The organism is Novosphingobium sp., from assembly GCF_032093395.1.
Taxonomy (GTDB): domain Bacteria; phylum Pseudomonadota; class Alphaproteobacteria; order Sphingomonadales; family Sphingomonadaceae; genus Novosphingobium.
The window spans coordinates 1-15,165 of sequence record NZ_DAMDBA010000104.1 but is presented as its reverse complement, the minus strand read 5'-3'; the positions used below and the strand labels follow the sequence as shown (position 1 = coordinate 15,165).

The window sequence follows — 15,165 nt, the reverse complement described above, 5'->3', positions numbered from 1 at the left end:
CGGGACGGAACGCGGCGGGCGTGACGCATCTTCGCCGCGCAGCGCGTGCGTCAGGGGCCGGGTGTCGTGCAGGGGGCTTTTGAAAGCCTTTATGTCGATGCCCGCCAGCGCGCGATGGAGCGGCGCAAGGGTCCAAGGCGCGGCCTCGTCTTCATCGAGTGTAAGGTGCAGCACGTGCTCCACGCCGCGCTGCGCCACGGCCTTAAACGCTTCCTGCGCCAGCGCGGAGCCTTCTGCCGCCGCTGAGGGCACGGCATGTGCCGGATCGGCCCATTCTACGATCGATCGAGGCGTGGGATGCACAGCGCGGGCGATGCCCCAATCGTGGACCTCACTTACGATCCGCAAACCCTCGGCTTCGATCGCGACATAATGCCGGTCGGTCTCGTGCGCGGAGCCGACCACCAGCACCGGGGTGCCGGTCGCTTCGGGCCCTGAAGCCGACTCCACGATCGCGGCGCGCAGCAGTGGCGCCAGTTCCTCCGGCGGAAGGATCGCGGCGGCGCCCAGGGCCTGGAGCATTCGCGTTCCCGAAAGCCGTGGCCGCAGTGCGTCCAGTTCGCGCAGCAGAGCTTTGATTTCGTCGGCCGCATCGGCTTCGCGGGCAAGGTCTGCATCGGAGAAACTTCGGCCGCCGCTTTCCTCAAGCCATCCCCGTAGCTGGGCAAGCCGGGCCTGATTGTAGCGGCGGCTGGCAGCACGGTCGATGTGCAGGAGATCCAGCAGCGTTGCCTTGCCGCATGCCCGTTCTCCCGAGCGAGCTTCCAGCCGCTGGAGACGTGCGTGTTCGCGCAGGGCCGAGAAGACTTGCGCCTGCTCGGCGTCGGCGCGGGTGAACAGCACCGGGTCCGTCATCGCCGGATCGAGCAGCGATTCCACCAGAAGATGCGCACGCTGCCGGCCAGTCGAAGCGCCCAGCAAGGCATCGGCGCGGGGCGTCTTCATGGCCGCGCGCGGCGCCATGCGGACCGGCGCGAAGCCAGCCGCGCGCAGCAGCGGGAAGGGCGCGTCGCTGCCGATCACGCGGAGCACACGGCGACCTTCGGCGCGTAGTCGATCCGCCATGCCCTCGGGGTCGGCATAGGCGGCGGCGATCGCGTCGAGAGCGGTGCGGGCCGACATCTCAGATCACTCCGGCGGAGCGCAGCTGGGCGATCTTCTCGGCCGAATAGCCCAGATGGCCGCCCAGGATCGTCTCCGCGTGTTCCCCGACGCGCACCGGCAGCACATCGTCGAAGCCGGTGCGGGCGCCGGAAAAGACGATGGGAATGCCGGCAGTGCGCAAGTCGATATGGGTGTCGTAGCTGGGGTGGTGGACTTCCATCGTCTCCGCGCGCGCGACCACCCGCGGATCGACGAGGGCGTCTTCGGGATGGCGCACCGGCGCGACGGGCACGCCTTCGGCTTCGAGCAGGGCGACGACTTCGGCGGTCGGCAAGGTTCGCGACCAGGCATTGATCCGCGCTTCCAGCACGGCCGCGTTGGCGACACGCGAATCCCGGTTGGTGAAGCGTGGATCCTGCGATAGCTCTGGCTCGCCCATGGCGCGGAACAGTCCCTGCGCCAGCTTCTCGTGAACCGCGACCACGGCCACGTAGCCGTCCGCGCATTCGAACACACCGAACGGGGACAAACGCTGCACGGTGAGGCCGGTTCGGGCCTGCATGCCCGCCGCCGCCATGGCAGACCAGTTCTCGATCGCGACGAAGCTGGTGAGCGCGCCCAGCATGGATACGTCGATATTCTGGCCGGTGCCGGTGCGGTGGCGCTGCTCCAGCGCGGAGAGGATGCCGATCACCGAAAAGACCGGCGCCAGCATGTCGGCGATGGGGATGCCGATGCGCACGGGCGGCTCGTTATGTCCCCCGCTGGCGAACATCGCACCCGACAGTGCCTGGATGATGATGTCCATCGCCTTGCCATCCGCCGCCGTGGCGCCGAACCCGCTGAGGGAGCAATAGATCACGCCGGGGTTCTCGGCACGGGCCACCTCGTAGCCGATGCCCAGGCGATCGGCGGTACCTGCGGTGAAGTTCTCGACGACGATGTCGGCGGAACGCACCAGGTCGCGGAACACGTCCTGCGCGCCGGGCTTCTTGAAATCGAGCGCCACGCCGTATTTGCCGCGTGCGCGGGTGAGGTGGGACACGGAAACGTCGTCCTCGTGACGGCGTTCCACGCCGATGCCGTCGCGCCCCACGTAGGGGCTGTTCTCGCGGGCGAGGTCGCCCCCGCGCGGATCCTCGATTTTGATGACTTCGGCGCCCAGACCCGCCAGCAGGAGTGTGGCATAAGGGCCGGCCAGGGCGCGGGTGAGGTCGATGACGCGCAGGCCCTCGAGCGGACGTTCGGTAGTGGTCATGGGCGGTCCTCCGTCGGCGCGCACTGGTGGGCGGTGCCGGTGGTGATGAGTTGCTGGGCGGCCCGGAACACGGGCACGCCGTCGATGCCGACCTGGGAGAGGCGCTGGGCCTGGCCGAAGGCATCGGCATTGTAGAGGCGGTCGAAGCGGGTCTGCTCTGCGGCGGGAAGGGGAGAGAAGTCCACGCCGTCGGTCTTGCCGAAAGCGATGCCGTCCGCCTCGGCCTTGAGGAGTTCGCGGTTCAGCGCGGCTTCCCAGTCCTTGCGCGATGCGATCAGCAGACGCTGGAGGTCGGGCGTCAGGCGGCGCCAGGCCTTGTCCGATATGGCGCGCGCGGGATAGGCGCCGCGGCTGAAGCGGATCGCCGTGAAGTGCTTGGCGACCTCGGAAAAGTGCAGGCTCTTGATCGTGTCGGCGGGGGCCACCACGCCGTCGATCACGCCCTTGGCCAAGGCGGAGTAGACCTCGCTCATCGGCATGTTGACGGGATCGGCACCAAGCTCCTTCAGCACGTCCACGGCGTCGCTCTGAGCCCGCAGGCGCAGGCCGCGGAAGTCTTCGAGGTGACGGATCGGGCGGGTTCGGGTCAGTACGCCGGGGAAGTTGCCCCCTTGCACCGCCAGGACATGGAGCCCCTCCAGTTCCTTGCCGAAGCCGGGGAACCGGCTGGCCAGGCAGTCGTAGACGGCGATCTGTTCGCCGATGTCGCCCACGCCGCCGTAGAAGCCGGACTGGACCCGCAGCAAGTGCGCACCGCCCTTGGCGTAGATCGGCGTGATGAGGCCGATATCGGCCACGCCGTGGCGGATTTCCTCCATGCTCATGTCGTTGGAAAGCAGCGCGCCGGACCAGTAGGGCCTGAACGCGAGGCGGCCCTTGCTGGCCTTCTCCACCCCGGCCATCCATTCCTGGTCGGCGCGACTGAAGGGGTGGCTTGGCGGGTAGGGGCTGGCGTAAGTCAGCGTGTGTTCGGCCACGGTCGGGGCAGGGCCGCAGCCCGAAAGGGCGAGGGCAGCCGCTGCCAGAAGGAACTTCAGGCGCATCGGATCAACCTCCCGTCACGCTGGGCAGCCACAGGGTCAGCGCGGGCACCGCGATGATCAGGGCAAGGTGGAGGAAGTCCGCAAGCAGGAAGGGGATGATGCCCCTGAAGATCGCGGAAAGCGGGATGTCCTTGGCGATGCCCTGGATGACGTAGACGTTCAACCCGAGCGGCGGATGGACGAAGCCGATCTCCATCGTGCGGGTCAGGAAGATGCCGAACCAGATCGCGCTGTAGCCCAGCTCTTGCGCGATCGGCAGGAAGATCGGCGTGGTCAGCAGCATCAGCGCCAGGCCGTCGAGGAAGGAGCCGAGCAGCAGCAGCAGCAGGGCCATGGCGATGATCGCCAGGACCGGGCTGGCGTGCATGTCGCGCACCCAGGCGGACATGACGTCGGCGATGCCCGTCGTGCTGATGAAGGTGGCGAAGAGGATGGCGCCGATGATGACGACGTAGATCATGCCCGAGGTGCGCAGGGTGGACGCCACGGCGCCGCCGATCGCCTCTCGGTTGAAGGCGCCGCGCAGCGCGCAGAGGCCGAGAGCCGCGACCACGCCGACGGATGCGGCCTCGGTGGGCGTGAACCAGCCGATCATCAACCCGCCGATGACGAAGATGACAAGGGCGATCACGTCCACGATGCGGCCGATGCCAAGCAGGCGGTCGCGCCAGCCCACGCGCTCGGACTTGGGGCCGAGCAGGGGATTGAGATGGCAGAGGATGCTGATGGCGATCATGTAGAACAGCGCCTGGGTCAGGCCCGGAATGATCGAGGCGGCGAACAGCTTGCCGATCGACTGTTCGGCTATGATGCCGAAGACGATCAGCGCACCAGAAGGCGGCACGAGCGAACCGAGCGTTCCGCCTGCCGCGAGCGCACCGGCGGCGAAGCCGGGCTGGTAGTTGGCGCGGCGCATCTCCGGCAGGGCCGCCGCACCCACGGTGGCGACGGTCGCGAGGCTGGAGCCGCTGATCGCGCCGAAGCCGGCGCATCCGGCGATCGAGGCCAGCGCCAGGCCGCCCTTGCGATGCCCTACGAAACGTGCGGCGACGTCAAAGAAGTCTCGGCTGGCGCCTGCCGCGAAGCATAAGTGCGCCATCAGCAGGAACAGCGGCAGCACGCCCAGTTCGTATTTCATCACCGTTTCGAAGGCGACGACGCCGCCCTTGATCACGGCCGCTTCGGGCGAGATCAGCACGGCGAGCCCAAGCAGTCCGACCCCCGCAAGGCCGACGCCGATGGGAACGCCGGCGGCCAGCAGCGCCAGCAGCGCGGCGATTCCGAGAAGTCCGATCAGTTCCGGGGTCATCGTCCGCTCCTGCGAAGCGCATTGCGCAGGAAAAGAAGTGCGACGAAGGCCAGGGCAAGGATCTGGAGCAGGCGCAGCGGCTTGATGGGAATATGCAGCAATTCGGTCCTTTCGTGGCCGTTCCACATGTCGGCCACCAGCCAGAGGCACCCCGTCGCCAGGATCAGGAACAGGACTGCGGACAGCGCGGCGGCGACACGGGCCAGGCGCTGGACGGCAGGCGGGCTGAGCCGCTCGGTCAGGATGTGGACGGCGGCGTGCGATCCCGTCAGCGTCGCGAAGATCATGGCCGATGAGGCGATGAGGACGATGCAGGTCTGAACCACTTCGATAGAGCCCAGCAGGGTAAATCCGGTGTGGCGGCCGAGTACCGCGATGGCGTCCGTGGCCATGGCTACGAACAGGCCGGTACCGCCCACGAGATAGGCAATGCGCGTCGCGCCGCTTTGCTTCTCGGGAGGCGGGGGCGATTCGTCGCCCGCATCCAGGTCGTTCTGCATCTTCCTCTCCTGAAGGCGGCCTTATTGACAGCCTTGCGGTTCAACCGTCTAATAACGTAACAGGCATGGTGGTAGATAAATTCAACTATCTGTCAACTACACTAAATGAAATTGAGACAGGGACGAAACGTTGGTGCGCGGCGGCAGTAAGCGGGAACAGGCGGAAACGGCGGAAACGGGCATCAAGCTCGGCAGGCTGGACGAATTCATCGGTTTTCGGCTGCGACGCATCCAGAACCAGCTCTCCCGTGATTTCGCGGCGGCCACGGCGGACCGAAACATGCGCTCGGGCCTGTTCTCCTCGCTATCGATCGTGGCGGCCAATCCCGGGATTTCCCAGAACGAACTGTCCAAAGCCGTGGGTCTGGACAAGTCCATCACCGTCCAGATCGTCGACGAACTGGAGAAGCGCGAACTTGCGGTGCGAGAGCGTTCGCCTACGGACCGGCGCCGCCACGCCCTGTTCGTGACGGAAGCGGGCAAAGCCTATCTGGACGAGCTGTTCGGCATCCTGGCGGAAACGGAAGATGCCGTCCTGCATCAGCTTACAAAGGCGGAACTGGCGCTTCTCCGCGAGTTGCTGGACAGGATGTACCTGGCCTACGACGAGCCTGGAATTTCGCTATAATAAAAAACAATACCGTCGTCCCAAAAGATAGTTGACAATCTCCACGATTGAGTCGCATCATTGCGTTGTCGATGGCGCCAGAGCGCCTGCGGACGGCGAGAAACGCCGCTGCGACGATTGGAGAGGTCGTGTCGTGTCCCTTGCCGGGCACTCCCATGCTGTTGCTCCCTTCGCGCCGGCCCCATCGCCGAAACGATAAATGCCCGGTACGACCGGGTTGGGAGGTCAATAGATGTCGCGCCTTGCCTTGCGTCACCCCGTTTCTCGCCTTGCCATGGCCGCTTTTGCGCTGGCAGCGTCGCCCGCCTGGGCCCAGGAGGTTTCTTCTGAAGTGGGGCAGGCCGCCGCGCCGCAGGAGCAGACGGATGACGGCAGCTCTCCGACGGTCCAGGAGATCATCGTCACCGGCACCAGCATTCGCGGTGCCGCGCCGGTCGGCTCGCCGCTCGTCGCCGTGGGCCGCGCGGAAATCGAACAGTCGGCGGCGACCACCACCATCAAGGTGCTTCAGGAAACCCCGCAGATCACCAACTACGGCGTTTCCGATACCAGCCGCAGCGGCGCGGGCGGTGCGGGCAACGTGGTCTACGGCAACTCGATCAACTTGCGCGGCGTCGGTCCCTACGCCACGCTGACGCTCATCAACGGTCGCCGCGCGGTGCCGCAAGGCACGACCGGCGCCACCATCGATCCTTCGACGATCCCCACCCTGGCACTGGAACGCGTGGAGGTCATCGCGGACGGTGCCTCGGCGGTCTACGGTTCGGATGCGGTGGCCGGCGTTGCCAACTTGATCCTCCGGCGCAACTACGAAGGCGCCCAGATCGAGGTGCAGCATGGCGTTGCCGACAACTACCTCGAAAGCCAGATCGGCATGATCGCAGGGCACAAGTGGTCGACCGGCCAGGTCACCGCCTCGTTCCAGCACACCTACCGCAGCAACCTGAGCGGCCAGGATCGAGACTTCTACGGCGCCGACCTGACCTCCCGGGGAGGCGCGGACTATCGCGTGACGCAGTGCGCGCCCGGCAACATCGTCACCGGCGGGCGCAGCTACGCGATCCCGGCGGGCGGCGCTACGCCGGGTAACCTGGTGGCCGGCACCGTCAACAAGTGCGACAACCTCAAGGCGATCGACCTCGTGCCGCAGCAGGAGATCAACGCCGGCACGATCAACCTGGACCAGGACATCACCGACGGCATCCGCTTCTACGCGGATGTCTATGCTTCCCGCCGCGATGCCTTGCGCCGGGGGCAGGTGGCTGCCCAGAACCTCAACGTCCCGCGCAGCAATGCCTTTTTCGTGGCACCGGCGGGCACCAATCCGGCCGTCGAAACGGTGCAGTATTCCTTCGTCAACGACTACGGCCCCTACTCGACGTCGGACATCACCTCCAAGACCATCCAGGGAACGGCCGGCATCACCGCGGACCTGTTCGGCGACTGGCAGCTCGACGTCTACGGTAGCTATGGCTGGAACAAGGATCGGGTCTTCACCCAAGGCAGCCAGACGGATTCCGCCTCGCTCGCCGCGGCCCTGGCCAGCAGCAACCCGGCGACCGCCTTCAACCCCTTCGGCACTTCGGTGAACGATCCCGGCGTGGTTGCGGCGATCATGAACAACGTCAGCACCACGCAAGGCATCAGCCGCATGAAGGCGGCAGAGGCCAAGCTGGACGGTACTCTGTTCACACTGCCTGGCGGTGACGTGAAGCTGGCGGTCGGCCTGGAATACTACAAGCTGAACTTGCGGACCGGGCAGTTGCGCGGGCGCCGGGAATCGCAGACCGGCACGGACATCAGCCTGTCGCGCAACGTCAAGTCGGCCTATGCCGAAGTGCTGGTGCCGATCTTCGGTCCGGGCAACGCCATTCCCGGCTTCCACAGCCTGCAACTCGACGTGGCGGGCCGCATCGACAAGTATAGCGACGTGGGTACCACCAAGAACCCGAAGATCGGCATCAACTGGGAGCCGGTGGCCGACCTCAAGCTGCACGGCAGCTACGGGGAATCCTTCCGCGCGCCGCTGCTGACGCAGCTCGTCAGCGCGGGCGGATCGCAGCTCTATATCCAGAACTACTACGATCCCACCGTGGGCACGACCGTGCAGGGGGTGGCGCTTTCCGGCGGCAATCTCGACCTCAAGCCGGAAACCGCGCGCACCTGGTCGTTCGGCGGCGAGTATTCGCCCGCGTTCCTGCCGGGCGCGCAGCTCAGCCTGAACTACTTCGACATCGTCTATGAGGGCCAGATCAATGGCTACCTCTCCAACCTGAACGTGTTGCGGCAGGAGGATCTCTACAGCTCGATCATCACCCGCGGCGCCGCTGCCCAGGCGCGTATCGCCGAACTGGTCGCATCGGGGCTGACCGTGAACGGAGGCACGCCGGCGAACGCCCTGGCCGCGAACGTCTTCGTGGACGGCCGGCCCAGCAACCTCGGCACCACGATCACGCGCGGCCTGGACTTCGGCCTCGCCGTGCCGATCCGGACCGACAATGCGGGCGATTTCCGCTTCTCGCTGCGGGGTACCCACTTCTTCACCTACAAAGTGGGCATCACGCCCGACAGCCCGGTAATCGACCAGGCCAACAACATCGACTATCCGCTGAAGTGGCGCGCGCGCGGCATCGCCGGCTGGTCGAAGGGCGGGTTCGACGGCAGCATCGTGGTGGCCTGGCAGAACGGGTACAACAACACGTACGTCACCCCCGTCGAGCGCATCAAGTCGTACACCACCGTGGACCTGCGTCTGGCCTACGACCTGGAGGGAACCGGCATTCCCGGCACCGAGGGTGTCCGGATCGGACTGGACGTGCAGAACCTGTTCGATCGCGACCCGCCCTTCGTCGATCTGGCGCCGACATCGAACGGCGGCGGCGGCGGCTTCGATCCGCAGACCACCAATGCGGTCGGCCGCATGATCTCCGTTTCGCTGAGCAAGACGTTCTGATGCGGGCGCTCGCCTGCATCGTCGCCCTGGGTGCGCTGACCGCTCCGGTCGCCGCGCTGGCGGGGGTGGACAAGGTGGACGGCCCGATCCCGGTCACGGCCGATAGCCAGGTCTACAACACCGCCTGGGTGCCCGGAGCGCTGCCGGTGGTGGACCTTGCCGCGCGGGGTTACGTGGAGGAGGAATACTTCCTCCACGGCACCGCCGATGCCTTCAAACGCGACCCCGCGGGCGCACTGGCGGTACTGGCGAAGGACGTGCCCTATGGCACCCGCATCGTCGTGCGGCGGCCGAAGGACGCGGCGAAGTTCAGCGGTGTCGTGCACTTCGAGCCGATCCATCCCTCGCAGGGGGGAACCTCGCACTGGGTGGCGATGTCCGGCTACATGATGGCGCATGGCGACGTCTATGTGGCCGTAGGGCTTGGAGACGATGCGCCCTCGCGCGCGATTTCCGCGAAAGGGCCGGTGCCCACCGCGCAGAGTCAGGTGCTCCAATGGTTCGAGCCGCAACGCTACGGCGCCATCCAGTGGCCGAAGGAGGATGGCATCCGCTATCAGGTCATGGCGGATATCGGCGCGCTGCTGCGCAGCGATCGCGCGGAGAACCCGCTGCGGGGCCTCGACGTGCGGCGCATGCTGGTGGGCGGCTGGTCCTTCACCGGCAGCGTGCAGCGCACTTTCATCAACGAGGGCTTCCATGACCGCGCGCGCCTGCCGAGCGGCAAGCCGGTGTTCGACGGCTATCTGATCGGCATTTCATCGCGCTGGAACGGCGGCGGCTACATTCCGCTCAACAGCGAGGAAGCCGTCACCCGCAACGACGATCCGCGCCGCAGCCTGAAGCCCATCGACGTGCCGGTGATCGAGTTCATGACCGAGTTCGAAGTCGGGACCGGGCCCGGACCGCAACTGCCCGACAGCGATGCCAAGGTGGGTGCCCATCGCCTCTACCAGCTTGGCGCGGTGGTTCACGGCGCCAGCATGATCGACGGCAATCCGCCCCGCGAAAGGCGGCCGAACTTCGTCCAGCTCGCGGCGAAAGGCTATCCCGTGGGCGGAGCCAAGGGCGAAGAGGCACTCAACACCTGTCCCCTGCCGATCAGCGACGTGCCGCATGGGGCGCTTGCCCGCGCGGCAGTGGAGAACCTGCGGCAGTGGACCGAAAAGGGCGTTGCCCCGCCCCGTGCACAGCCTTTGGCATGGGATGGAGACAAGATCCGGCGCGATGCCACGGGCAACCCCGTGGGCGGGCTGCCGGTTGCCGAGTTCAAGGTGCCGCTGGCGTCCTATGGCCCGTACAAGGGCACCGATCTTCCTGCCTGCACCCCAGCGAAGGGGCGCCCGATCTTCGTGCGCACCAACCTGGACGCCGCCACGCTCAAGGCGCGCTACGGCACCGTCCAGACATTTGTGAAACGCTACGATGCGCAAGTGGACGCCATGGTGGCGCAGCGCTGGCTGCTGCCGGAAGACGCGGCGATGCTGAAAGCAAAGGCCCGGCGCGATGCCGAGGCTCAGTTCGCGGCGAAGTGATCGCACGGCTTTTCGTTTCGATCACGCGCTCACAACGCTTGAGGGTTTCCCTGACATGATGAAGTCGCTTTCCGCCGCTCTGTTCGCCGCATCGCTGCTTTGCGGGACGGCCCATGCGCAAACCGCGCAAGGCAGCTTCGGCCATTACCAGCCCGCAGCCGTATATGACGGGATGGTCTCCTCCTCCCGCTACGTCGAGATGCGCGACGGGGTGAAACTGGCGATCCGCGTCGACCGTCCGGCACAGGGCGGCAAGCCGGTAGAGGGCCGCTTTCCGGTGATCTGGCACCACACCCTGTCGATCTCGCAGCAGACCGCCGATGGCGCGGGCGGGAGGATAAGCGACTTTCGGCGGGTTCAGGAACTGACGCGCCATGGCTATGTCGTGGTGCAGGTGGCGCGGCGCGGCAATGGCCAGTCCACCGGCGTCCGGCGCGGCTACCACGATCGCAACGAGGCGCAGGATGCCTTCGACATGACGCAGTGGCTGGCGTCCCAGCCGTGGTCGGACGGCAAGGTAGGAGTCTATGGCTGCTCCAACACCGGCGATGCGGCGATGCATGTGATGACGATGCGTCATCCGGCGCTGAAAGCGGTGTTCGCGGGCTGCTTTTCCTGGAACAAGTTCGATGCCTTCCGGCGCGGCGGGATCTTCGCGCAATGGGGAACCGGGCCGACGCGCACGATCGAGGACGACATGAAAGTCTCGCCCGTGGACGGCGACGAGAACAAGGCGATCCTGCGCGAGGCGGCCGAGGAACACCAGCTTTCCACGCCGCTGTTCGAGATGTGGAAGCAGCTTCCCTATCGCGACAGCTGGTCGTCGCTGGTCGCCAGCCGCTTCTGGGCGGAGGGTAGCGCGTCCAGCTATGCCGGCCAGATCCGCCTCGGCGGGGTTCCGCTCTACATCCAGGGCGGCTGGAACGACGAACTGCGCGACCAGGCCTTCATAGCCCATGCCAACATACCGGGATCGCGGGTGATCATCGGGCCGTGGAAACACTGCAACAGCGACGACTTCGCACTGCTTGAGGAAATGCACCGGTTTTACGACCGTTATCTCAAGGGTATCGACACCGGCGTGGAGAAGGATGCGCCGATCCATTATTACACCGTCAACGCGTCTCCCGGCACCGAGTGGCGGTCTACCGTGGACTGGCCGCTCAAGCAGACGCGGATGCGCACCTTGTTTCTGGACGGCGCGAAGCTTGCCGCCACGGCAGGTCATGGCAAGCCGGTGACGTTCACCGCCGACTACGCGGTGAAATGCCCCGAGGCCGGTTCCGGATCGCAAGTGCAGCCCTGCCATGTCGCGGGCAACGGCGCCAGCATGACCGGCGCGGTCCTGCCCGCCGACACCGAAGTGACCGGCAACGCCATCGCCGACCTGTGGATTTCGGCCGACCAGCCCGACGCCAATGTCTTCGCCTATCTGGAGGACGTGGCGCCTGACGGGACGGTGCAGGTGGTGACGGAAGGGCGGCTGAAAGCCTCGCTGCGCAAGGAAACGCAGGCTCCCTGGGCAATGCCCGCCGGGGTGCCGTGGCACCGCGCCTACAAGGAAGACGCGCAGCCGCTGAAAGCGGGAGAGGCGGTGCGCCTGCACTTCGACATGATGCCCACTTCCTGGGTGTTCCGGAAGGGCCACCGGATGCAGATCACCGTCACCGGATCCGACCACCGCGAACGCGCGCGCGACATCGCCGCGCCGCCGCGCATCACTGTCTATTTCGACAAGGCGCGCCCCTCGTCCGTCGCATTGCCCGTGATCCCGGGCCGCTGACATGGCGCTGCTGGCACTGCTCGCCGCCGCGACGCTGGGAGCTGGCGGTGCCTGCGACCATGTGGCGCGGATCGCCGTGCCCGATGTGCGGATCGTCACGGCCACGCCCGTAGCGGCAGGCAGCGGCTTCGCCTCCCCTGATGCCCGCGCGCCGAAAGTCGAAGCAGGCTTCTGCCGCATCGAAGGCGTGATCGAGAAGGAGATCGGCTTCGAGCTGTGGCTGCCGCTCCGGGGCGTATGGAACGGGCATCTTCTGACCGGCGGCGTCGGCGGGCAGGCGGGCAGCTTCAACTATCGCGAACTCGCACGCGGCGTGTCGCGCGGCTACGCGGCCGCCAGCACCGATACCGGCCACAAGGCGAGCGACCGGCACTGGCTGCTGGGCGATCCGCAGCGCGGGGTAAACTATGCCGAGCGGGCCAATCACCTGCTGGCGATGAAGGCCAAGGCGGTGATCGCCGGTTTCTACCGCAAGCCGGTGCGCCGGGCGATCTTCTCCGGCTGCTCTGGCGGGGGCCGTCAGGCGATGACCGAGGCCCAGCGCTATCCGGGGGACTATGACGGCATCCTCGCCGGCGCTCCGGGCGTCAACACGCCCGAGATGAGCGCCCGGCGCATGTGGGAGATGATCCAGCACCGCCGCCATGCCGGGCTGATGTCTGCCGCCGACTGGACGCTGGTCGCCCGCAGCGGCGTTTCCAGGTGCGATGCCGAGGATGGCGTGCGGGATGGGCTCGTCGCCAACCCTGCCGCCTGCCGCTTCGACGTGGGCGAACTGCTTTGCCGACCCGGCGTGGCAAGCGCCGGTGCGGGACGATGCCTCGGGCCGGAGCAAGTCGCACTGGCCCGGAGGATCTATGGCCCCCTGCACGACGAGAACGGGAAGCGGATCGATTCCGGCATACTCCCCGGCGTGCCCGTCAGCGCGACGCCGCTGCCGGAGCCTTTCACGCCGGGGCCGCCCTATCTGGCCGTCTCTCTGTTCGGAGACGGAGTGCATCGCGATCCCGACTGGGATGCCCGGAACTTCCGCATTGCGGACGATCTTCCCGCGATCGACCGGGTCATGAACCTTCACGCGGACGATCCCGATCTTTCCGCTTTCCGAGCGCGAGGGGGCAAGTTGCTGATGTATCAGGGCTGGGCCGATCCACTGGTGCTGGCGCAATCGACCACCGCCTATTTCGAGGCGGTCCATGCGCGAATGGGCGGCGATGCATCGGACTTCCTGCGGCTCTACATGGTACCCGGCATGGACCATTGCATCGGCGGCAGTGGCCCCGACCTGTTCGGTGCGACCGGCGGCGAAGGGTTGGACCGCGCGCCGGAGCATGACATGCTCTCCGCGCTGGAGCGCTGGCTGGACGGCGGGAAGGCTCCGGGCGCGATCCTTTCGGTCAAGCGCGAGAACGGGGCGATCGCGGCTCAGCGGCCGCTATGTCCCTATCCCCAGGCGGCATACTACATCGGCAGTGGCGACCCGAAGCGAGCCGCCAGCTTCCGGTGCCGCTTGCCACTCCAAAAATAATGCTATAGAAAATAGCTAAACCACTTGGGAGATCCACGTCATGAAGTTTGAGCGCATCAATCCGCTGACCGGCGATGTCGCTTCCAGCGCCGATGCGATGACGGCGGCGCAGATGCCCGCCATCGCCGCGCTGGCCGGTGCCGCGCAACCGGCCTGGGCCGCGCAGGGACCGAACGCCCGCCGTGCCGTGCTGCTGCGGGCGGCGGATGCCCTGGAGGCGCGCAAGGACGAATTCGTCGATGCCATGATGGGCGAGATCGGTGCCACGGCCGGCTGGGCGATGTTCAACCTCACGCTGGCGGCAGGCATCGTCCGCGAGGCGGCTTCGCTGACCACGCAGATCGCAGGTGAGGTCATCCCCTCCGACAAGCCCGGCTGTCTCTCGATGGCGATCCGCGAACCGGTGGGCGTGATCCTGGGCATTGCGCCGTGGAACGCGCCGATCATCCTGGGCGTGCGAGCGATCGCCGTGCCGCTCGCCTGCGGCAATGCCGTGATCCTCAAGGCCAGCGAGCAGTGCCCGCGCACCCATGCCCTCATCATCGAGGCTTTCGCCGAGGCGGGCTTTCCCGAAGGCGTCGTCAACGTGGTCACCAATGCGCCGGCCGAGGCCGCAGAGGTGGTCGGCGCGTTGATCGACGCACCGCAAGTGAAGCGCATCAATTTCACCGGCTCCACGGCGGTGGGCAGGATCATCGCTACCCGTGCGGCGGGCCTCCTCAAGCCATGCCTGCTGGAACTGGGCGGCAAGGCGCCCTTCGTGGTGCTGGAGGACGCCGACCTTGACGAGGCCGTGAAAGCGGCCGCCTTCGGCGCTTTCATGAACCAGGGTCAGATCTGCATGTCCACCGAGCGGATCATCGTGGTGGAAGCGGTGGCCGATGCCTTTGCCGACAAGTTCGCCGCCAAGGTCGGCTCCATGGCTACCGGCGACCCGCGCGAGGGCAAGACCCCGCTGGGCGCAGTCGTCGATCGCAAGACCGTGGACCATGTCAATGCACTGATCGAGGATGCCGTGGTCAAGGGCGGGCAACTGCTTGCCGGCGGCAAGGGCGAGAGCGTGCTGATGCCCGCCACCGTCGTGGCCGGCGTGACCTCCGACATGAAACTCTATCGCGACGAGAGCTTCGGCCCCGTCGTCGCGCTGATCCGTGCGCGCGACGAGGCGCACGCCGTGGAGATCGCCAACGACAGCGAATACGGCCTCTCCGCCGCCGTCTTCACGCGCGATACGGCGCGCGGGCTGGGCGTGGCGCGGCAGATCCGGTCGGGCATCTGCCATGTAAACGGGCCCACCGTGCACGACGAGGCGCAGATGCCGTTCGGCGGCGTGGGCGCGTCGGGCTATGGCCGCTTCGGCGGGAGGCAGGGCATCGACAGCTTCACCGAAACCCGGTGGATCACCGTCGAAACGCAACCGGGTCATTTCCCGATCTGACGGAAGGCGAGCGGGCGTCGTCCCGGACTTGATCCGGGACCGCTGGCAATTCTCGAGGCGCCACGCCGCGAGCAAGGCGGGGCAAG

Annotated in this window: 11 protein-coding genes; 6 read left to right on the top strand and 5 right to left on the bottom strand. The window is 66.8% G+C overall.

Features of this window, described 5'->3' with window-relative positions; genetic code table 11:
• From RT424_RS22040 to RT424_RS22020, 5 genes are all read right to left on the bottom strand, one after another.
• Positions 1-1,122 (bottom strand): 2-hydroxyacyl-CoA dehydratase family protein (locus tag RT424_RS22040; RefSeq protein WP_313442609.1); only part of this gene is annotated, 1,122 nt, incomplete at its 3' end.
• Between the two features lies 1 nt (position 1,123).
• On the bottom strand, positions 1,124-2,362 hold the full coding sequence (locus RT424_RS22035) for a CaiB/BaiF CoA-transferase family protein (protein ID WP_313442607.1): 1,239 nt from the start codon (positions 2,360-2,362) through the stop codon (positions 1,124-1,126).
• Positions 2,359-3,405, bottom strand: coding sequence for a TRAP transporter substrate-binding protein DctP (gene dctP, locus RT424_RS22030; protein WP_313442605.1), 1,047 nt, complete (start codon positions 3,403-3,405; stop codon positions 2,359-2,361). Before dctP ends, RT424_RS22035 begins: the two co-directional genes overlap by 4 nt.
• A 4-nt stretch (positions 3,406-3,409) precedes the next feature.
• Complete coding sequence (locus RT424_RS22025; RefSeq protein WP_313442603.1) at positions 3,410-4,714, bottom strand: TRAP transporter large permease; 1,305 nt, start codon at positions 4,712-4,714, stop codon at positions 3,410-3,412.
• Positions 4,711-5,214 (bottom strand): TRAP transporter small permease, encoded by a 504-nt coding sequence (locus RT424_RS22020; protein ID WP_313442601.1) that lies wholly within the window; start codon positions 5,212-5,214, stop codon positions 4,711-4,713. Before RT424_RS22020 ends, RT424_RS22025 begins: the two co-directional genes overlap by 4 nt.
• Positions 5,215-5,347: 133 nt before the next feature.
• Here RT424_RS22020 and RT424_RS22015 point away from each other — a divergent pair, with 133 nt between their 5' ends.
• From RT424_RS22015 to RT424_RS21990, 6 genes are all read left to right on the top strand, one after another.
• Positions 5,348-5,842 (top strand): MarR family transcriptional regulator, encoded by a 495-nt coding sequence (locus tag RT424_RS22015; protein WP_313442598.1) that lies wholly within the window; start codon positions 5,348-5,350, stop codon positions 5,840-5,842.
• 232 nt (positions 5,843-6,074) lie between these two features.
• Positions 6,075-8,795 (top strand): TonB-dependent receptor domain-containing protein, encoded by a 2,721-nt coding sequence (locus tag RT424_RS22010; RefSeq protein WP_313442596.1) that lies wholly within the window; start codon positions 6,075-6,077, stop codon positions 8,793-8,795.
• Complete coding sequence (locus RT424_RS22005) at positions 8,795-10,330, top strand: alpha/beta hydrolase domain-containing protein (protein ID WP_313442594.1); 1,536 nt, start codon at positions 8,795-8,797, stop codon at positions 10,328-10,330. Before RT424_RS22010 ends, RT424_RS22005 begins: the two co-directional genes overlap by 1 nt.
• Positions 10,331-10,385: 55 nt before the next feature.
• Positions 10,386-12,113: a CocE/NonD family hydrolase gene (locus tag RT424_RS22000; RefSeq protein WP_313442592.1), complete on the top strand. Its 1,728-nt coding sequence runs from the start codon at positions 10,386-10,388 to the stop codon at positions 12,111-12,113.
• A 1-nt stretch (position 12,114) separates the two neighbouring features.
• Positions 12,115-13,641, top strand: a complete 1,527-nt coding sequence (locus RT424_RS21995) for a tannase/feruloyl esterase family alpha/beta hydrolase (RefSeq protein WP_313442590.1) — start codon at positions 12,115-12,117, stop codon at positions 13,639-13,641.
• A 40-nt stretch (positions 13,642-13,681) separates the two neighbouring features.
• Positions 13,682-15,079 carry an aldehyde dehydrogenase gene (locus RT424_RS21990; RefSeq protein WP_313442588.1) on the top strand — a complete coding sequence of 466 codons (1,398 nt, stop codon included), beginning with the start codon at positions 13,682-13,684 and terminating at the stop codon, positions 15,077-15,079.
• The last annotated feature ends 86 nt before the right edge of the window (positions 15,080-15,165 follow it).